Source organism: Gordonia sp. 852002-10350_SCH5691597 (assembly GCF_001665715.1).
Classification (GTDB): domain Bacteria; phylum Actinomycetota; class Actinomycetes; order Mycobacteriales; family Mycobacteriaceae; genus Gordonia; species Gordonia sputi.
The window spans coordinates 1-18,971 of the sequence record NZ_LZMO01000177.1 but is presented as its reverse complement, the minus strand read 5'-3'; the positions used below and the strand labels follow the sequence as shown (position 1 = coordinate 18,971).

The window sequence follows — 18,971 nt, the reverse complement described above, 5'->3', positions numbered from 1 at the left end:
AGAGACCAAGATCCGCCGAAAACGAGGAGAGAGCATGCTGCGTCGCGGACACACACTCAGTGCCAGCACTGCCGCCTACCTGGAGAAAATGGTGGTCGACGACCTCTCCCCCGGCGACAAGCTGCCGCCCGAGCGCGTACTGGCCGAAAACCTCGAAGTCTCGCGCACCACGATCCGCGAAGCACTCAGCGACCTCGAGCAACGCAGACTCGTCACCCGCACACCCGGACGCGGCACGGTCGTCGCGCCCCGCTCGGCCAACGCCACAGCACTGTTGGAGACGATGAGCGCCGACGCGGAGGAAGATCACGTCGCCGAACTACGCATGCTGATCGAACCGCAGGTCGCCGGCCTCGCAGCCGACCGGGCAACGGCGTCGGATCTCGTTGCGCTCGAATCCATCCTGGCGTCGACCCACACCGGCCTCAATCCCACCGAATCGCTGGCTCAGGATGTCGCCTTCCACATGCAACTCGCACGCGCCGCACGCAACCCGCTGCTGGTGTCGCTGTGCCAACTCAGTGCGGGGTGGGTTCAGACGGTTCGCGCGCGCTCGCACGCCACCCGCGAAGGTCGACGCAACTCCTACAACGGCCACCGGGACATCCTCGAGGCCGTACGCGCCAACGACCATCATCAAGCCGTCGCCGCCATGACCGCACACCTCGAAGAAGTCGTCCGACTCGTCGAACGGAGCAATCAGTGACCATTCACAATGCCGGGACCATTCAAAACTCCGGGACCACCCGCACCGCAAGTGACAACGTCATTCTCCCAGCGGGTTCCGGTCCGATCATCGGCGATGACTACCTGGCCTGCCGGCACGACGACGTGTTCTGGGGCGATCTGCCCTGTGCTACCGACACCGCCATCATGTCGATCGACCCGGGAACCAGCGTCACGATCGACACCCTCAGCCACGAAGGCATTCTCGCCGACCAGGGGCGCGATCCCCGTGGCTTCTTCGGCGCACACGGCGTCGATCCCGACATGGTGCTCGACGAGGCAGTCGCCCTGTGCGCCTCCGACCGCACGCATGTCCAGGGCGTCGACGGACCGCATGTCGTGACCGGACCCATCGAGGTGCGTGGCGCTCAGCCCGGTGATCTTCTCGCGATGACCGTCGTGGAGACCAGGCGTCGGGTCCCCTACGGCGTCGTGTCGAATCGTCACGGTCGCGGTTCGCTGCCGGGTGAGTATCCGCTCGGCGGTGCGACGTACAGCGCATTCGTCTCGGTGGAAGGCGAGGGCAATGAGGCCCGCGGAGTCCTTCCCCTATCGGCCTCGAATCCGCAACTGGCCGCACGCTTTCCGCTTGCCCCGTTCCTGGGCATCATGGGCGTTGCCACGGCAGGCACCGTGCGGCCCAACTCGATTCAGCCAGGCCCGCACGGCGGCAACCTCGACATCACGCTCCTGACCGAGGGTGCGACCCTCTATCTGCCGGTGCAGGTTCCCGGAGCGCTCGCGTATGTCGGTGACCCCCACTTCGCGCAGGGCGACGGCGAGGTCGCCCTGACCGCGCTGGAAGCGTCGCTACGGGCAACCATCCGATTCGACGTCATCGGCGCCTCCGAGGTCGCCGCACGCTTTGGCGACCTCGTGGCCCCGGTCGCCGAAACCCGTGAGTTCTTGATCCCGACCGGCCTCGACCCCGACCTCGATGTCGCCGTGCAGAATTGCGTCCGGTCCGCGATCTCGCTGCTGGGAGTGCGATACGGCATGGACCCGGCGCAGGCTCTCGCCTATCTCAGCGCCGCAACGGATTTCAACATCTCCCAGGTCGTCGACCTCGTGAAGGGCGTGCACGCGCGGATTCGACGATCGGATTTCGCGCAGTGACCGCACCCGACGACCTCGGCGCCGTCGTACGTCGTTTCTGGGCAGCGGCGGCAGGAGACGACCGCACTGCACTGCACCGGTTCCTGTGTGCCGACGTCACCTGTGTCGCAGGGCCGGGGGTGCTTCACGGCGTCGCCGACACGCTGCGTTCGGGCGCGCTCACACACGCCATCGACAGCTTGCGTGATGTTCAGATCCACACTCGTGCAACCGATCTCGGAGAAGCGCTCGTCGTCTACGACGTACCCGACGGGGGCAGGGCCGTGCAGTCACAGCTGTGGCGACGCGACGACACGACCTGGCGGCTCGCCTCGGTCCACGCGAGCACGCCGCGTCGCGGGTTCGATTCGACGGTGTGGCGAGTCGTCGGCGATCCCCTCGTCGCGTCGAGCGCACCGGGACCGTTGGCCGGGACGACGGTCGCCGTCAAAGACGTTTTCGCGGTGGCCGGTTTCCCCACCGGCGGCGGGGTACCCGCCTATGAACGATCGGCCCCGATCGCCACCGAGCACGCCACAGCCGTTGCACGGCTGCTGAACTCGGGTGCACACCTTCGCGGCATCGCCCGCACCGACCAGTTCGCCTACTCGATGGCGGGCGACAACCCGCACCACGGCACACCTCCCAACGCCGCGGTCCCGGCAGCGCTTCCCGGTGGCTCGTCGAGCGGCCCCGCAAGCGCCGTCGCACACGGCGACGCCGACCTCGGGCTCGCGACCGACACCGCCGGGTCGATCCGCACCCCCGCGTCGTATCAGGGTCTGTGGGGCCTGCGCTCGACGCACGGGTCCGTCTCCACGCGCGGGTTGTTGCCGCTGGCACCGGATTTCGACACGATCGGACTCCTGAGTCGCGACCCCGACCTCCTGGCACTGGCGACCACGACACTGCTTGACGCCCCCTCCACGACCGACATCGGATGCGGTATGGCAACACTCGACGACATCGACGACATCGGACTCGTGCGCCTCGCTGAGGCATTCCGGGTACACCAGGCGTTCCAGGCATGGTCTGTCCACGGCGACTGGATCACCGCGCATCCCGGTGCACTCGAGGGATCAGCAGCCGCGCGGTTCGCCGCGGCGGCAGCCATCGATGCCGATGACGACGCCCGAGCATGTGACGACCTGGCGGCTCTCGCGGCGAAGCTCGACGAGCGACTCGGCGATGACCTCCTCGACATCCCCGCGGCCGCAACGGCCGCACCCCGCCGGTGGGCATCCGGCGCAGAGGTGGAGAAGACTCGAACGGCCACACTGCAACTGACGGCGATCGCGGCCGCGACCGGTCGACCCGCGGTGACGTTCCCGCATCGCGAGACGTCGGATGGCCCGATCGGTCGTAGCCTCGTCGGCCCGCGCGGCAGCGACACCGCACTCATCGCCCGGGCGATCGAGTTCGCGTCCGCGCGTCCGGTTGCCACCCCAGAATCAGGAGGATTCCCGCGTTGCTGACCCGCATCTACGCGATTCCCACCGAACGTATGCACCTGGCACTGATGCTGGCTTTGACGTTCACCACCGGCATCAACGACGCCGTCGGCTACCTCGGTCTCGACAAGGTCTTCACCGGCAACATGACCGGCAACGTCGTGATCCTCGGCATGGCACTCGCGGGCGGTTCCGGTCTGCCGATCCTCGGACCCGCAATGGCACTCGCGGGCTTCATGGTGGGTGCCGCGATCGGCGGTCGCACACTACGGCGCGCCGACCGGCGATGGACGCTGGGCACCACGATCCTGTTCGCAGCCGTCTCGGCAACGATGGTCGCGCTGGCCATCACCCTGTTCATCTCGGGCGACGACCCGGAGCATGCGGTGATGATCACGGTGACGACGATCGCGGCCACCGCGATGGGCACTCAAGCCGCCGCGGCGCGCGCTGTGGCCGTCAAAGACGTGACGACCGTCGTCGTGACCTCGACCATCACCGGCCTCGCCGCCGACTCCTTCTTCGGGTCGGGTCGCGGCGGTGGAACAGGTCGACGCACCGCCGCGGTCGTCTCGCTGATCGCGGGTGCGGCACTCGGTGTGGTTCTGATGCGCATCCACATGGGCACAGCCCTACTGGTCGCGGGTGTGGTGATCGCGGGGGTCGCCGTCGTCGGCGCCGTCCACGATTCGCGCACCGGTCGGAGGTACCGATCCGCGACGCACTCCGGGGCGATCGCGGACTGACCCGCGAATATATTCGGTGTGACGCGGAATATATCTGCGCGTTAATTGTCGGGTAACAAATCGTTCTTAGTTTCGACTCAGGCACTTCGGAGACCACTCCGATGTCACCAATGCCCCGAGGAGAATCATGAGCGCTTCATCCGACGCGCAGATCGCCACCGAGCACCATAGTGCGGCGGGCGAGAGCATCATCAAGGTCGGCTACGACCAGCAATTGACGAACGAGGATCTGGCTCCGCTGAAAGAGCAGAGCTGGACCTGGTACAACATCTTCGCGTTCTGGATGTCGGACGTGCACAGCGTCGGCGGCTACGTGTTCGCCGGAAGCCTTTTCGCACTGGGCATCTCGTCGTGGCAGGTGCTCGTGGCACTGTTGGTGGGCATCGTCGCCGTCAACCTGTTGTGCAACCTGGTGGCAAAGCCCTCCCAGCAGGCCGGTGTGCCCTATCCCGTCACCACGCGTATCTGCTTCGGCGTCAAGGGCGCCAACATCCCGGCGATCATCCGCGGCTCCATTGCCGTTGTCTGGTACGGAATTCAGACATACCTGGCATCGACGGCATTCGGTTTGCTGGCACTGAAGTTCTGGCCGGCACTCGAGCCGTATGGCGAGAGCGGTTCTCACTCCTTCCTCGGCCTGTCACTGCTCGGCTGGGCCGGTTTCGTCCTGATGTGGGTGCTGCAGGCGCTCGTCTTCTGGAACGGCATGGACACCATCCGCAAATTCATCGACTTCTGCGGACCCGCCGTCTACGTCGTCATGATCGCGCTTGCGGCATACCTGATCGCCAAGGCCGGGTGGAGCAATGTGCACTTCGACCTGTCGGAGGGCTCCGGCATCAGCGGAACGTGGCCGACCATCACCATGATGATCAGCGCCTTCGCCCTCGTGGTCTCCTACTTCTCGGGTCCGATGCTCAACTTCGGAGATTTCTCGCGCTACGGCAAGACCTTCGGCGAGGTCAAGAAGGGCAACTTCTGGGGCCTCCCGGTCAACTTCCTCTTCTTCTCGATCCTCGCCGTGTGCACCGTCTCGGCCGGCGTCACCGTCATCGGCCGCGATGCTGACGGCAAGATCGTCACCGACCCCGTGCACATCGTCGACAAGATCGACAACACCACCGCTGCTGTCCTCGGCGTGCTGACGTTCGCGATCGCCACGATCGGCATCAACATCGTCGCCAACTTCGTCTCCCCAGCATTCGACTTCTCGAATGTCGCGCCCACCAAGATCTCCTGGCGCATGGGCGGCATGATCGCAGCGATCGGGTCGGTCATCATCACGCCGTGGAATCTGTTCAACAACCCGAGCGCAATTCACTACACAATGGACACCCTCGGAGCCGTGATCGGACCGCTGTTCGGCATCCTCATCGCTGACTTCTACCTCGTGAAGAAGCAGAAGATCGTCGTCGACGACCTGTTCACCATGAGCCCGGAGGGCGCCTACCACTATCGCGGCGGCTGGAACCCGGTTGCGGTCATCGCCGTGGTGCTCGCGTCGATCATCCCGATCTGCTTCGTCATCTGGGGCACGTCCTACGAGGCCAGCTTCACCTGGTTCATGGGCGCCGCAGCAGGCCTCATCTTCTACTACGCCGGAATGAAGTTGGCCACACCGTACTTCCTCCACGGCATGCACGTCCCCGCGGCAACCATCACCACCGACATGGAGGTCGCCGCCGACGGCACCATGCTTCCCGGTTCGCCGACGGCAAGCCCTGCCGCCGACGCCAAGGCTGACGCACAGGGCGCAACGGATTCGACATCGAGTCCCGAGGCCGAGCCCGCATCCTGACACCCGCCTCGTGGCGGCACCGCGTCCGACGCAACTGCGTGGATCGCGATGTCGCCACGAGGCCGTGGTCGACACCACACGACGCAAACACGCGAACACGCGAACACGCGAGAAGACTGCTACACGAGAAGGCAAGGGAGACAACCACACCGATGAAGTTGTGCGTCATCAACCCCAACACCACCGCGGCGATGACCGCGGTGATCGCCGCGGCAGCACGGTCGGTGGCACGCCCCGACGCCGAGATCGTCGCGATCACCTCCGAGGCCGGACCCGCGTCGATCGAGAGCCACGTCGACGAGGCGCTGTCCGTTCCGGGACTACTCCGCGCGATCAGCGCCAACCCCGACGCCGACGGATATCTGGTCGCGTGTTTCGGCGACCCGGGCCTCGACGCCGCTCGTGAACTCGCGGTGGCACCCGTCCTCGGGATCGCCGAGGCCGCAATGCATCTCGCCGCTCCGCTCGGCCGAGGGTTCTCGGTGGTCACCACATTGCACCGGACGATCGGACGAGCCGCAGATCTGGTGTCGCACTACGGATTCAGCACGCAGTGCCGCGGCATCCACGCATGCGAGATCGCTGTGCTCGACCTCGAGACCAACCCCGACACCACCGAGATCCTCGCGAAGGCGTGTCGTGAAGCGCTCGCGACGGACGGTTCCGACGCGATCGTGCTCGGGTGCGCGGGCATGGCCGACCTCGCAGCCGAACTCTCCGCAGACCTCGGAGTCCCCGTCATCGACGGCGTCGCGGCCGGTGTCGGGATGCTCTCGGCGATGGCAGCGATGGGCCTGCACACGGGTACCGCGTCGGGTGAGTTCGCCTCGCCACCGGCCAAGGAGTACCGCGGGCTACCGCCCGAGCTCGATCCACGATGACCCCGCAGGTTAGGGTTGATCCCCATGACCGCCCCCGCCGACCGCGCGGCGTCCGACCACGACGCTGAAGTCACCGAACTGGCCTTCGCGGCCGCTCGTGGCGACCGTCGTGCGCTCGAGCAGTTCGTGCGGGAGACGCAGCGTGACGTCTGGCGATTCGTCGCACATCTCGCCGACCCCCGCGTCGCCGACGACCTGACGCAGGAGACCTACCTCAGGGCGATCCGTTCACTCCCCCGCTTCGCAGGCAATTCGACGGCCCGCACCTGGTTGCTCGCCATCGCGCGACGCGTCTGCGCCGACGACGTACGACGTGCGATGTCGCGACCGCGCATCGCGGGAGGCGTCGACTGGATCGACGCCGCCGACACCCGGCAGCCACGCTCAACCGGCTGGGAAGACGTCGTCGACGTCAATCTCCTGCTCGACGATCTACCTCCGGAACGACGTGAGGCCCTGGTATTGACGCAGGTCCTCGGGCTGTCGTATCAGGAGGCGGCCGAGGTGACGGGCTGCCCGGTCGGCACGGTGCGCTCGCGTGTCGCCCGCGCCCGCGAAGCGCTGATCGGAGCGGCCAACGCTCCCCGTCGGGGTGAACGCACCAGCTGACCTGCCTGCGACGCAGGTGGGGACCTAAGCCTTATGACTTTTCTCAGGCAGGCTTGCGTACCCTTGAGACGGCGATGGACCGGTATCCCGCCGTGTCGGCACATTCGTGTCGACGACGATGTGGTCGGTCCTCACCCCAGATGACGAGCGAAAGAGATGTGAGGGACCTGTGGCCGACAAGCGTCGCAAGCCGATCGTTGACCCGCGAGCGGCGGAGAAGCGCCGTTCCCTGCTGATAAAGATCGGTGCAGCCGTCGTGCTGGTCGCCCTGGCGGTCGGAATCGGCGTCTGGGTGCTGGTCTCCCACGAGTCGGCCACCGGATCGTCGAGCAACGTCACCGTCGCCACCGACAACGCCTATCGGATCACCACGGCACCCAAGGGCACCACCCCGCCCGTCACGGTGACGGTCGTCGAGGACTTCCAGTGCCCCGCCTGCCGCGCGTTCGAAACCCAGTTCGCCGGTGCCATGGATCAGATCCGCAACAACCCGAAGGTTGCCGTCGACTACATGCCGATCGCGTTCCTCGACCGCATGTCGACCACCAATTACTCCTCCCGCTCGGCCAATGCCTCGGCGTGCGTCGCGCAGTCGACCGCCGGCGACGGCAACTTCGACACCTGGCTCAAGTTCCACAACGCGCTCTACGCGCAGCAGCCCGAGGAGGGCGGCCCCGGCCTCACCAACGATGAGCTCAACTCGATCGCCAAGCAGGTGGGGGCGACGAACCTCAAGCAGTGCATCGGCGATGGACAGTTCAGCGGCTTCGTGAAGGACACCACCCAGAAGGCGCTCAACTCCGGTGTCAATGCGACCCCGACAATCAAGATCAACGGACAGCCGGTCCAGCTCAGCACGCCCGACGCATTGATCGCAGCGGTCAACGAGGCAGCGAACAAGTAGCAGCCGACCGACACCATCGCACCCGATACGCGAGGCAACAACCATGAGCACGACACACGCCGACGACAACGCGCACGCTCCCGTCGATACCGAGAATGAATCAACCGCGGCCGTCGACGACCCTGACGTCGCCGAGACCGCTGAGCAGTCGGGTTCACGAGGTCTCACAGGCCTCGTGCACGTGAGCCGGCCCACCGCGCTGGTGTTCCTGATCCTCGGGGTGATCGGTTTCGTCGCGGCGTCGACGCTCGCGATCGAAAAGATCCATCTCCTCCAGAACCCCGACTACGTGCCGAGTTGCTCGATCAACCCGGTCATCTCCTGCGGCTCGGTCATGAAGAGTTGGCAGGCGGGGCTGTTCGGGTTCCCCAACCCGTTGATCGGCATCGCGGCGTTCGCGGTGGTCATCGTCACAGGTGTGCTCGCGGTGGCCGGGATCTCCCTCCCCCGCTGGTACTGGCTCGGCATGGCAGTCGGCAGCTTCGCGGGCTTCGTCTTCGTCAACTTTCTCGCCTACTCAGCGCTGTACAAGATCCACGCGCTGTGCCCATACTGCCTGGTCGTCTGGGTCGTCGTGCCCATCATCCTGGTGCTGAGCATCAACCGCGTGATCGGAGACAGCAAGCTTGGCCGCGAGATTCGCGGCTGGCTGTGGGTGCTGCTGCCCGTCTGGTACGCGATCGTCATCGTCGCCATCCTCGTCGAGTTCTGGGACTACTGGCAGACGCTGATCTGACGCGGTAGGCGCCGTCGGGAAAATCCCCGGGAACTGTCCGGCACCCCCGCGCGACATACTTGTAGGAGTACGTGCGCGGCCAATGCCTGCGGATCGTCGTAGATCTCTTGTCGAGGTTCGATCTGCTCGTGATCGGGGCATTCCCGAACGCTGCGGCGCGCGCATACGGACGACGAGATCGAGGACGATGTGACCACGCTGGAATCCCGCACGAGCGCGACCGGAGAACCCCAGTCGACCCACACCGGGGTCGCCGACGCCGGAAACGCCGACGCCGCGAACACACTGCAACGAATCCAGCTCGACGTGACCGGCATGACCTGCGGCGCGTGCGCGGCGCGGGTCGAACGCAAGCTGAACAAGGTCGACGGCGTCAAGGCGTCGGTCAACTACGCGACGCGCGTCGCGACCATCGACGCCGTTGCCGATGTGAACGCAGGCGCGCTCTGCGAAGTCGTCGACGCGAGCGGTTACGGCGCGAGCGTCCGCAGCGACACTCCCACCCCCATTCCCGACACGGACGGCGACGAGGCAAAGCGACTGTTCCGTCGACTCGCCGTCGCACTGATCCTCTTCATCCCCCTCGCAGATCTGTCGATCGTGTTCGCCGTCGTGCCGTCGACGAGGTTCACGGGATGGCAGTGGCTGCTGCTCGCGCTGGCGCTGCCCATCCTGACGTGGTGCGCGTGGCCGTTCTACCGCGTCGCCGCGAAGAATCTCCGTACCGGCAACGCGACCATGGAAACGCTTGTCACGCTTGGTGTTCTCGCGGCGGCGGGCTGGTCGCTCTATTCGATGTTCTTCGCCACGGACACCGCTTCGACGAGTTCGCAGGGCGTGTGGGCTGCCATCTGGAGCGCCGACTCCATCTATCTCGAGGTGGCAACCGGCGTCACCGTCCTCGTCCTGGCCGGCCGCTATTTCGAGGCGCGCGCACGCTCCCGGGCGGGCGGCGCACTGCGGGCATTGGCCGCGCTCGGAGCCAAGGACGTCTCAGTCCTGCTGCGCGACGGCACCGAGATGCGCATCCCGGCAGGCGAACTGTCGGAAGGTCAGCGTTTCGTCGTCCGTCCGGGTGAGACCATCGGCACCGACGGCCTGGTCATCGAGGGATCTGCCGCCGTCGACATGAGCGCGATGACGGGCGAATCGAAGCCGGTCGACGTCGAGCCCGGTGAGCCCGTCATCGGCGGTACCACCGCACTCAACGGACGTCTGATCGTCGAGGCCGCAGCCGTCGGACCCGATACCGCGTTTGCAGGCATGATGCGTCTGGTCGAAGAGGCTCAAACCGGCAAGGCCAATGCCCAGCGCCTCGCCGACCGCGTCGCCGGCGTCTTCGTGCCGGTCGTCGTCGCGATCGCCGTGGTGACGGTCGGTGCGTGGCTACTCGCAGGCGGTCCCGTCGAGCGTGCCGTTGCCGCGGGACTGGCAGTGCTGGTCATCGCATGTCCGTGCGCGCTGGGTCTCGCCACACCGATCGCCGTCATGGTCGCGACCGGCCGCGGTGCCCAGTTGGGCATCTTCCTCAAGGGCTATCAGGCTCTCGATACCTCCCGCTACATCGACACCGTCGTCTTCGACAAGACCGGAACCGTCACCGAGGGCGCGCTGTCGGTGACGCAGGCGTACAGCGACGACGACGCACAACTCTCCGACGAGCGCCTGCTCGTGCTCGCGGGTGCCGTCGAATCCGCGTCCGAGCATGCCGTTGGTTCGGCGATCGTCGCAGCGGTCGACGAGGCGGACCGCCTCGAGGTCACCGACTTCCGCGCCGAACCCGGACGCGGCGTCGTCGGAACTGTCGACGGGCATCGGGTCACCGTCGGGTCACCTCGCTGGGTGTCGCAGTCGGTCGACGACGCGGGTGGCGTGATTCCGGCGGCAACTGCTCGTCGTCGACGAGACGCAGAAGCCAAGGGCGAGACCGTGATCTACGTCGCTGTCGACGGCCGACTGAGCGGACTGATCGCGGTCGCCGACACCGTCAAGTCCAGTGCCGCACCCGCCATCGCCGCCCTACAGGCCGCAGGCATGCGCACCGTTCTACTGACCGGCGACAACTCCGGCGCCGCACACGCGGTCGCCGTGGAGGTCGGTATCACCGACGTCATCGCCGAAGTGCTTCCCGACGCCAAGGTCGATGCGATCCGCGAGCTGCAGGAGGCCGGACACTCGGTGGCCATGGTCGGCGACGGCATCAACGACGGTCCCGCACTGGCCACCGCAGATCTCGGCGTTGCGATCGGTCGCGGTACCGACGTCGCGATCGGCGCCGCCGATGTCGTCCTGGTTCGCGACGACCTGCGCGCCGCCCCCGCCGCGCTGAGCCTCGCGCGTGGCACCCAGCGCACGATCCGGACCAACCTGATCTGGGCGTTCGGCTACAACGTCGCGGCCATCCCGATCGCCGCGGCCGGCGTGCTCAACCCGCTGATCGCGGGCGCCGCGATGGCCCTGTCGTCGTTGTTCGTCGTCTCCAACAGCCTGCGGCTGCAGCACTTCGGCGCACGCAAGTAGCGCCGGTCTACGGGTGGCGAGCGCTATCCCGCTTTGCGCTTCGCGCGCAGCGCGGCAAGGTCGGTGACGTCCGACGCGGCGTCGACCTCACAAGCATCGTCGTCGATACTTGTTGTGGCACTGGGTATCTGACGCGCCGCCCGGCCGCGACGTCGTGATCTGACGCGCGCGGCCACAGCGAGCGCGATGGCCACGACGGCAAACACGATCTGCATCACGGGGTACCAGAGCGGCGCGGAGCCGGTGAGATAACCGACACTCAAGACGACTGCGGCGACAGCACATGCGACGGACGCGGCGTGCAGAGCCACCACCTCGCGACCCACACCGTCGGCGTTGCGATGACGCGTGATGCCGTCGGGTTCGGACGTCCGCGATGCCTCGAGGATCGTCGTGCTGAGGTCTGGCGCCAGGTCGGCCGCTGCGAAGTTCATGCCCTGCGCGGTGCTGTACCAGCGCTGGCATGCGGGGCACTGTGCGACGTGCTCGTCCACGCGCGCAGCAGGCACCGACTCGCGCTCGCCGTCGATACGCGCCGACAGCGACTCCCGTGCCACCTCACATCGCATGGTGCCATTGTCCTCGCGCGGTCAAGCCGTCGAAACTCTCTGCCCGACAGACCAGATGGAGCCTGCTCATCGACGCGACTTCGACAGCTCTTCGAGCATCGCGTTGTAGGAGTCGAGCTCGGTGTCCTCGTAGGTGTCGGCGTGGCGATCACCACGGTTGGCCTCACGCCGATCGACCTTGGCCCACTGGGCGACGATGGCCACGACGACCAGCACGACGGGCACCTCGCTTGCGCCCCAGGCGATCGCACCACCGAGCCACTGGTCGTGGAGGCGGTCGGTCACCCACGGCAACATCAGTTCGCTGTAGAACTTGTCGCCGACCACCGTCGACATCGTCATCAACGCGATGCCGAAGAACGCGTGAAACGGCATGACGGCGAACAACAATCCGATGCGGGCGAGGAACGGGATTCGACGCGGCCCCGGGTCGATGCCGATGATGACCCAGTAGAAGAGGTAGCCGACGATGATGAAGTGCACGGTCAGCAGCACGTGGCCCCAGTGATACCGGGTGAGCGTGCCGAAGATGCCGGTGAAGTAGACGACGTAGAGCGACAGCACGAACACCACCAGCGCCACGATCGGATTCGACAGCACCGCCGTCACCTTCGAATGCAGTACGCGCAGCAGCCATTCACGCGGGCCGGGAGGCCCGTCGCCGTGAGCCGCGGGAAGCGCACGCAATGCAAGGGTCGCGGGCGCACCGAGCACCAGGAGCACCGGCGCGAACATGTTGAGCGCCATGTGTTCTGCCATGTGCACGCTGAACATCGCCGAGCCGTAGGCGCGTACGCCCGACCCCGTGACCACGACGACGACAAGGCAGCCGAGCACCCACGAGATGGTGCGGCCGACGGGCCACTCATCGCCACGACACCGCAGACGGCGCACACCGAACAGGTACAGGATGGCTGCGACCACGGCCGCGACACCGATCAACAGGTCGGGGCGCCAGAAGGTCGCCAACGTCCATGTCGTCGGCGGGCCGGGCAGTTCGTACCCGAGGAAGACGTCCCATCCGGTGAACTTGTGCGCCAGCAGTCCGGGGGCGACGCGGGTGTCCATGACGGTCCAGCACGCGACCGCCGCCAGCATGAGCACCGCACCCGCGGTCACCATCCGACGCCCCGCGTCATCCGCACCAGCGTCAGCTGTATCGGTGCCGTCTGCAGCAGCTTCGTCTGTATCGGCGTCGTCTGTATCGGCGTCGTCTGTATCGGCGTCGTCTGTATCGGCGTCGTCTGTATCGGCGTCGTCTGTATCGGTGCCGGCCTGCCGGCATGCGCGGTAGGAGGAGATACTCGTCGCAAGCGCCACGGCCACCAGCACGATCATGACGATCGCGGCGAGACCGAACGCGGTGTCGAAGGCGTATCGCACCGGCAGCAGGAAGAGGGTCAGCGCCAGGCCGTATACGAGCGCAACGGCGTCGCTGATGACGAGGATGAGCGCGCTGCGCCGCGACACCACAGTGCGCGCGACGTCGGAGGTGATGCGCGGCGCGCCGGCCCAGGCCACTCGGAACCCGAGTGACACTCCGACGGCAAGCGCGAACCCGATCCCGAGACTCGTGTTGTAGTCGTGGTTCGGCCCCTGCCCCGCGTTGCTCGCGAGTGGCAGCGCGACCATCGCGATCACGGCGGGTATGAGGAGAACGACGTGCATCATCCACGCGAGCGAGAACCTGATGAGCACCGCGATCACGGTGGCGCACACCGCCATCACGATCCAGGCGACGGCGGCCTCGCTGACCCCGATCCCCTGTCCGAGGAAGCCTTCACCGACCAGTCGCCACGGCGTCGTTCCGGAAGCGTCGGCAGCGGCGACGGCAACCATCAGCCACGACAGCACTGCCCAGCCGATCGAGAGTCTGCCGAGCATCAGGTGCGCGCGGTATCCCGTCACGTCGATGCTGCCCTGATCATCCGGATTCGACGCGGTGATGATGAACACGAGGCCGCCGAGTGTCAGTGCGGCAGCGAGAAAACCGAGGAAGTAGCCGACGACGTCCGCGGCCGCGGTGAACGTACCGGGGAACGGGTCGCCGCTTTCGAGGTGGCGGGCGTCTCCACTGGAGAGCGCATAGATCGCGACACCCACCAGAGCCACGGCGAAGGCCGCGCCGAGAACCATGGTCGGCCGGATGCGTGCCGCGTGGGCCCGCGTTGCAGCTTCGGCCTGCGTTGCACTGTCGGCGGCGGTCATCACTTCCTCCTTGCCCGCCGAGCACCAGCGAGTACGACGTTTCGCTGGTCTGACGTCGTCGCCAGTCTACGGCCCCGCGTCGCGGGTCCCGCTGCCCGGGCGAGCGCGGGAGGTCCGGGTCACACGCAGGTCAACCGAGGACTCTCGCACTGTCGGGCTGGTTGGTCACTCGAGATGAGAAGGCATACGCACGTTCTTGGCGGCCAGTAGTGTAGCGAGCCCCTGCGGGATGACGGCCAGCGCGAGCACGCCGAAGGCGATCGACCACGACCCCGTCACGTCGTGAATCCATCCGATGGCGATCGGACCCACCGCGGCGAGGATGTAGCCGACGGACTGCGACATCCCCGACACCTGGCCGGTCTGCGTGGCAGACGAACTGCGCAGCACCATGAACAGCAGCGCGAGGCTGATGGCCGCACCCGGACCCGCCATCACCATGCAGACCCAGAGCACCGTCGCATGATCGGTGAAGACCAGCCCGATGAAGCCCGCCGTACAGACCGCGAGAAAGCCGAGGGTCACCAGACGTTGATCGGCGAACCGCCCAGCGATGATCGGAGCCACCAGCGACATGATCAGCGCGACCACCTGCCCGATCGCCAACACATTGCCCGCACTCGACGGCGTGCTCCCGTGGTCGATCAGGTACTGCGGCAACCACGCGCTGAACGTGTAGAAGATGAACGACTGCGCCGCCATGTAGCCCGTGATGGCCCATGCGATCGGATTGGTCCAGAGGCCCGGCGCGCGCGGACCCACCGCGACCGTGTGCACCCGACGCAGTTGCGGCACCCACACGACCATCGCGACGATGGCCAGCAGAGCCCACATCGCCAACGACGCCCGCCAATTCTCGTCGAGTGCGGAGTCCATCGGCACCATGACCGCTGCGGTCACCGCCGCCCCACCCGACAGGGTCATCGAGTACAAGCCGGTCATCAGACCGGAGCGATGCGCGAAATCACGCTTGATCAGGGCGGGCAACACGACGTTGCACACGCCTATCGCCGCGCCGAGGATGGCCGATCCCAGAAATAGGGTCGCCACAGAGGGTATGAGACGCAACAGGATTCCGACGATCAGCAATGCGAGCGACGCGAAGATGGTCCGTTCGATTCCGAAGCGGGCTGCGATCCGCGGCGCGATGGGCGCGGTCAGTCCGAAGAACAGCACCGGCAGCGTGGTGAGCAGACCTGCTGTGGCACTGGAGAATCCGAGGTCGTCGCGGATCACATCGATCAGCGGCGCCACCGACACGACGGGCGGCCGCAGATTGGCCGCAACAAGCATGATCGCCACGGCTGCGAGAATCGCTGCGCCGCCACGCAATTCACCGGGATTAAGTCTGACGGAATGCTCCGAGGGCGTCTCGGACGCCGCCCTGGTCGGCGAGGTGGACGTCCGACTCATCGGCGCACACCGCCTTCCGCCTCGGCCAGGTAATCGAGAACGGCCGCCCGCGCGGCCAGCTCGTCGCCCGCGTCGATCGCGGCGACCACGTCACGATGTCCTCCCGGGTGTGCGTTCGCCACCACCGACAACCCTGCGATGTCGGCGTGTGCGCGATGCATCACTTCCAGGACACCCGAATAGATCTCAATGAGCAGCGGATTACCCGACGCCGCAACGAGTTTGGTGTGGAAGTCGATGTCGGCGCGCGCGTACGCGTCGATGTCGCCCGTCGCGAGGATGCCCTCCGCTGTATCGAGCGCCTCGCGCAGTTCGCGCTTGGCATCTGCCGTGGCGTCGCGCGCAGCGCCTGCGGCTGCCTCCGACTCCAGCGCACGACGCACCTGTAGCAGGTCGAGCATCTCCGAAGTCGCCGTGCGGGTCATCGCAGCGGCGAATGTGTTGGCACTGCGGACATAGGTACCATCGCCACGACGCGGCACGAGCATGCCCGAATGCTCCAACGCACGCACAGCCTCGCGAATCGTGTTGCGCCCCACTCCGAAATCGCGTACCAGCTCCGGCTCTGCCGGAATACACGTGCCCACCGGCCAGACGCCATCGCGGATGAGCCGCTCCATCCGCTCCACAACCAGTTCGCTGGTGCGCTTGGGACGCTCGATGACCTCAGACATGAGCACATCCTAACATCCCATGTTTGTGGCTCACTAGGCCGAGAGCACGTCCCCGATCACCGCCGCGACCATCATCGTCGTGGCATGCGGTCCGCTACGACCCGCGGACGGGAGGATGGAACCGTCGACGACCCGCAAGTGCCCCACGCCGCGCACTCCCCCGAGCCAGTCGGTGCGCCCACCCATAGGCATCGATCCCCAGGCGTGTTGCGACGTCCGCAACACAGGGTCGATGGCGATCGAGTCGGCGACGACGAGTTCGCCGAACGACGACGACCTCAACATCTCGACCACCTCCCGCGCGGTTCGCGAGAGATGGCGCAGCACTCGAGCGTCTGGCTGGTCGAGCCGAACGCCGACGCCCCCGCCGTCGAGATACACCTCTCCCGAGGCACCCGGCGTCATCGCCGCCACTCCGACGGCGGGCCCGGTCACCGCGAGACCTCCGATGTATCGCGCGAAATCGTCTCGGTAACAGCGGATCTCGAGACCGTCGTCGGTGTGCACGACCGTCGGCAGCAACGGGCCTGGCGTGAGTTGCTCGCGGAGGCGATATCCGACGAGTACCTCGCGGTGCTCGTGTACTCGCATACGCTCGCCTGTGACGCCCGACCTCAGCAACAGCGCGGCGCTGCCGAGGGTTCCGGCGCACAGGATCACCTCCCGTGCGCGGATGTCCTGACCGTCGCACACCACGCCGACAGCGTTCCCCTCCGCGAGGAGAATTCTCTCGACCGTCGCTCCCGTGCGGACTCGCAGATTCGGCCGGTCGCGGTGCGGACGCAGGTAGGCGTCCGCGGCGGTCCGTCGAATCCCATCCATGCTGTTCGAGCGCACCCGATTGACCCCGACCAGCGGCCACGGGTCGTCGAGCGGTCGAGTCGGAAATGTTCCTCCCCAATACTTCTCGAACGCGAGCGCCGTGGGGGCGAGATCGGCGTCGGCAAACGGATGCGCACCCATCTTCTCGTCGACCTCGGCGTACGCCCCGTCGATGACGTCGGGTGTCCACGGACGCTGCCAGGAGTCGAAATCGCCGCGATGAAAGCGCATGAAGTAGCCGCCGTTCACCGTCGACGATCCGCCGAGCCCACGTCCACGGACCACCGGCAACCCGGACGACTCACGATGGTGGGTGACGTAGCGCTCGCCGTCGGAGATCGGCAACCTGCGTAGGGCGAGGACGTCGGCATCCGGCCACTCCGACGGCCCCTGCTCCAGCACGAGTACCGATCGCTTCTCGTGACGCGACAGTCGCTCGGCGAGCACACACCCGGCGCTGCCCGCGCCGACGATCACGACGTCGACGCTGTGTGAGTCTGCGGTCGATGTGGGCACAGCACAGTCGAATTCGACGCCGCTACGGTGTCAGTACCGGACGCAACGCCGCGAAGTCGCGGTGCGAGAGAACCCCTTGCCAGAGCCCGGTGCCGTACGCGAGATCGTCGAGACGTCGGCACAGCAGATAGCCGAACGGCCCCATGGTTGGCGCCACCGCGGGTTCCGCGGCGACGGAGCGAATCCACTCCACGACGCCTTCGGCGATCGCGATCTCGATCACGATCCGTCGGAATCTCGGTGAGATCAGCGCCAGCAGCAATGCGACGGGCCAATAGTGGCGACACACCGCGCCCGCTGCCTGCAGTAGTCCGAAGAAGGTTGCCCGCGAGGTCATCTGTGCGGATACCCGCGTGGCCTCCGGCAGTTCGCCCAATCGTGTGCGGAGCCGATGCCCCACGCGGAGCAGAATGACCATCGCCACCGCGAGACCGATTCTGGTGTGCGTCAGCAACGCCGCGACCGCTGCGGCCATCGACATCGACATCACGACCGGAGCCACCGACTCCCCATGCCGTTCGGCGAGGAACGCCGCGCCGGTGCCGTAGAACCGTCGGCGTCCGAGCACGGTGCGCATGCTGGTGCGGTGATCGTGTGCGACCGTCGCGATCGGGTCGTAGCGAATACGCCAGCCGTTCTCGTGCGTCCGCCAGCACAGGTCGACGTCCTCGGCGACGCGCAGAGACTCGTCGAATCCGTCGAATGCGCTCGCGCGCACTAACATTGCCGCACTCGGCACGTACGCGATCGGAGTTCCGGGGACGACGCCCGCCTCGCTGGGCCCCATGTCGAGGGATGAATGGCCGTTCTCGTAGCGCTCGGCGAGTGACCGCTTGTGGTGGTCGCCTCGCTCGTCGTCGCGGTCGAGCCCGACGATGCGCGGCGCCGCGATTGCCACTGCCGGATCGGAGAAGTGGCCGAGCAGCATCATCAGCCAATCGCTGTTCGGCACCACGTCGGAGTCGACGAAGGCGATGAACTCGGTGTCGGCAGCTGCGGCGCCCGCATTTCGCGCGGCCGCCGGTCCCCGGTTCTCGTCGAAACGCAACACGCGAACCTGCGGACCCTGCGCAACGATGGGAGTGCGCGAACCGTCGTCGACGACGATCACCTTGACGCCGCGAGCGGCGTTGAGGAGACGGTCGACGCCGGATTGGTTGTCGCGCACCGGAACAACGATCGTGACGTCGTCGGTCGACGGTCGGATCGAAGTGTGCGACGGACCGACGCGAACACTGGCCCGCCGCCTCCTCGACGCGGGAATGGCCAATCCCCGCCCCATGCACGGACCTGTCTCTTGACG

General features: G+C 66.6%; 16 protein-coding genes. 10 read left to right on the top strand and 6 right to left on the bottom strand.

Features of this window, described 5'->3' with window-relative positions; genetic code table 11:
• Nucleotides 1-34: 34 nt before the first annotated feature.
• The 10 genes from A5777_RS12285 to A5777_RS12240 all read left to right on the top strand — a co-directional run bounded on the left by A5777_RS12285 (nucleotide 35) and on the right by A5777_RS12240 (nucleotide 11,466).
• Nucleotides 35-706 (top strand): FadR/GntR family transcriptional regulator, encoded by a 672-nt coding sequence (locus tag A5777_RS12285; protein ID WP_064862849.1) that lies wholly within the window; start codon nucleotides 35-37, stop codon nucleotides 704-706.
• Nucleotides 703-1,842, top strand: a complete 1,140-nt coding sequence (locus A5777_RS12280) for an acetamidase/formamidase family protein (RefSeq protein ID WP_082933648.1) — start codon at nucleotides 703-705, stop codon at nucleotides 1,840-1,842. Before A5777_RS12285 ends, A5777_RS12280 begins: the two co-directional genes overlap by 4 nt.
• Nucleotides 1,839-3,296 (top strand): amidase family protein, encoded by a 1,458-nt coding sequence (locus A5777_RS12275; RefSeq protein ID WP_064862848.1) that lies wholly within the window; start codon nucleotides 1,839-1,841, stop codon nucleotides 3,294-3,296. Before A5777_RS12280 ends, A5777_RS12275 begins: the two co-directional genes overlap by 4 nt.
• Nucleotides 3,290-4,018, top strand: coding sequence for a DUF1275 family protein (locus A5777_RS12270; protein WP_064862847.1), 729 nt, complete (start codon nucleotides 3,290-3,292; stop codon nucleotides 4,016-4,018). Before A5777_RS12275 ends, A5777_RS12270 begins: the two co-directional genes overlap by 7 nt.
• Nucleotides 4,019-4,145: 127 nt before the next feature.
• On the top strand, nucleotides 4,146-5,816 hold the full coding sequence (locus A5777_RS12265) for an NCS1 family nucleobase:cation symporter-1 (protein WP_064862846.1): 1,671 nt from the start codon (nucleotides 4,146-4,148) through the stop codon (nucleotides 5,814-5,816).
• Nucleotides 5,817-5,968: 152 nt separating this feature from the next.
• Nucleotides 5,969-6,697: an aspartate/glutamate racemase family protein gene (locus tag A5777_RS12260; RefSeq protein ID WP_064862845.1), complete on the top strand. Its 729-nt coding sequence runs from the start codon at nucleotides 5,969-5,971 to the stop codon at nucleotides 6,695-6,697.
• Nucleotides 6,698-6,721: 24 nt separating this feature from the next.
• Entirely contained in the window at nucleotides 6,722-7,306 is a 585-nt protein-coding gene (gene sigC / locus A5777_RS12255) for an RNA polymerase sigma factor SigC (protein WP_064862844.1), read from the top strand.
• 169 nt (nucleotides 7,307-7,475) lie between these two features.
• Nucleotides 7,476-8,210, top strand: a complete 735-nt coding sequence (locus tag A5777_RS12250; protein ID WP_005203903.1) for a DsbA family protein — start codon at nucleotides 7,476-7,478, stop codon at nucleotides 8,208-8,210.
• A gap of 43 nt (nucleotides 8,211-8,253) precedes the next feature.
• Nucleotides 8,254-8,946 (top strand): vitamin K epoxide reductase family protein, encoded by a 693-nt coding sequence (locus A5777_RS12245; RefSeq protein ID WP_082933647.1) that lies wholly within the window; start codon nucleotides 8,254-8,256, stop codon nucleotides 8,944-8,946.
• Between the two features lie 189 nt (nucleotides 8,947-9,135).
• Nucleotides 9,136-11,466 (top strand): heavy metal translocating P-type ATPase, encoded by a 2,331-nt coding sequence (locus A5777_RS12240; protein WP_064862843.1) that lies wholly within the window; start codon nucleotides 9,136-9,138, stop codon nucleotides 11,464-11,466.
• Between the two features lie 23 nt (nucleotides 11,467-11,489).
• Here A5777_RS12240 and A5777_RS12235 read toward each other — a convergent pair whose 3' ends face one another.
• The 6 genes from A5777_RS12235 to mftF all read right to left on the bottom strand — a co-directional run.
• Nucleotides 11,490-12,035, bottom strand: coding sequence for a zf-HC2 domain-containing protein (locus A5777_RS12235; RefSeq protein WP_064862842.1), 546 nt, complete (start codon nucleotides 12,033-12,035; stop codon nucleotides 11,490-11,492).
• Nucleotides 12,036-12,101: 66 nt separating this feature from the next.
• Entirely contained in the window at nucleotides 12,102-14,243 is a 2,142-nt protein-coding gene (locus tag A5777_RS12230; RefSeq protein WP_064862841.1) for a cytochrome c oxidase assembly protein, read from the bottom strand.
• Nucleotides 14,244-14,408: 165 nt separating this feature from the next.
• The gene (locus tag A5777_RS12225) at nucleotides 14,409-15,656 is read right to left on the bottom strand and encodes a CynX/NimT family MFS transporter (RefSeq protein WP_082933646.1); all 1,248 of its coding nucleotides are present in this window, start codon (nucleotides 15,654-15,656) and stop codon (nucleotides 14,409-14,411) included.
• Nucleotides 15,653-16,330, bottom strand: a complete 678-nt coding sequence (locus A5777_RS12220) for a FadR/GntR family transcriptional regulator (protein WP_064862865.1) — start codon at nucleotides 16,328-16,330, stop codon at nucleotides 15,653-15,655. Before A5777_RS12220 ends, A5777_RS12225 begins: the two co-directional genes overlap by 4 nt.
• Before the next feature lie 33 nt (nucleotides 16,331-16,363).
• A complete protein-coding gene (gene mftG / locus A5777_RS12215) occupies nucleotides 16,364-17,668 on the bottom strand; it encodes a mycofactocin system GMC family oxidoreductase MftG (protein WP_231895041.1) in 1,305 nt (434 codons plus the stop codon).
• Nucleotides 17,669-17,690: 22 nt separating this feature from the next.
• Nucleotides 17,691-18,971, bottom strand: a 1,281-nt coding sequence (gene mftF / locus A5777_RS12210) for a mycofactocin biosynthesis glycosyltransferase MftF (protein ID WP_231895040.1), incomplete at its 5' end; no start/stop codon positions are given.

Excerpts from the sequence above, each read along its gene's own strand:
- A5777_RS12260 (WP_064862845.1), top strand. The coding sequence starts at position 5,969 with ATGAAGTTGTGCGTCATCAACCCCAACACCACCGCGGCGATGACCGCG.
- sigC (WP_064862844.1), top strand. The coding sequence starts at position 6,722 with ATGACCGCCCCCGCCGACCGCGCGGCGTCCGACCACGACGCTGAAGTC.
- A5777_RS12245 (WP_082933647.1), top strand. The coding sequence starts at position 8,254 with ATGAGCACGACACACGCCGACGACAACGCGCACGCTCCCGTCGATACC.
- A5777_RS12285 (WP_064862849.1), top strand. The coding sequence starts at position 35 with ATGCTGCGTCGCGGACACACACTCAGTGCCAGCACTGCCGCCTACCTG.
- A5777_RS12220 (WP_064862865.1), bottom strand. The coding sequence starts at position 16,330 with ATGTCTGAGGTCATCGAGCGTCCCAAGCGCACCAGCGAACTGGTTGTG.
- A5777_RS12265 (WP_064862846.1), top strand. The coding sequence starts at position 4,146 with ATGAGCGCTTCATCCGACGCGCAGATCGCCACCGAGCACCATAGTGCG.
- A5777_RS12225 (WP_082933646.1), bottom strand. The coding sequence starts at position 15,656 with ATGAGTCGGACGTCCACCTCGCCGACCAGGGCGGCGTCCGAGACGCCC.
- A5777_RS12230 (WP_064862841.1), bottom strand. The coding sequence starts at position 14,243 with ATGACCGCCGCCGACAGTGCAACGCAGGCCGAAGCTGCAACGCGGGCC.
- A5777_RS12235 (WP_064862842.1), bottom strand. The coding sequence starts at position 12,035 with ATGCGATGTGAGGTGGCACGGGAGTCGCTGTCGGCGCGTATCGACGGC.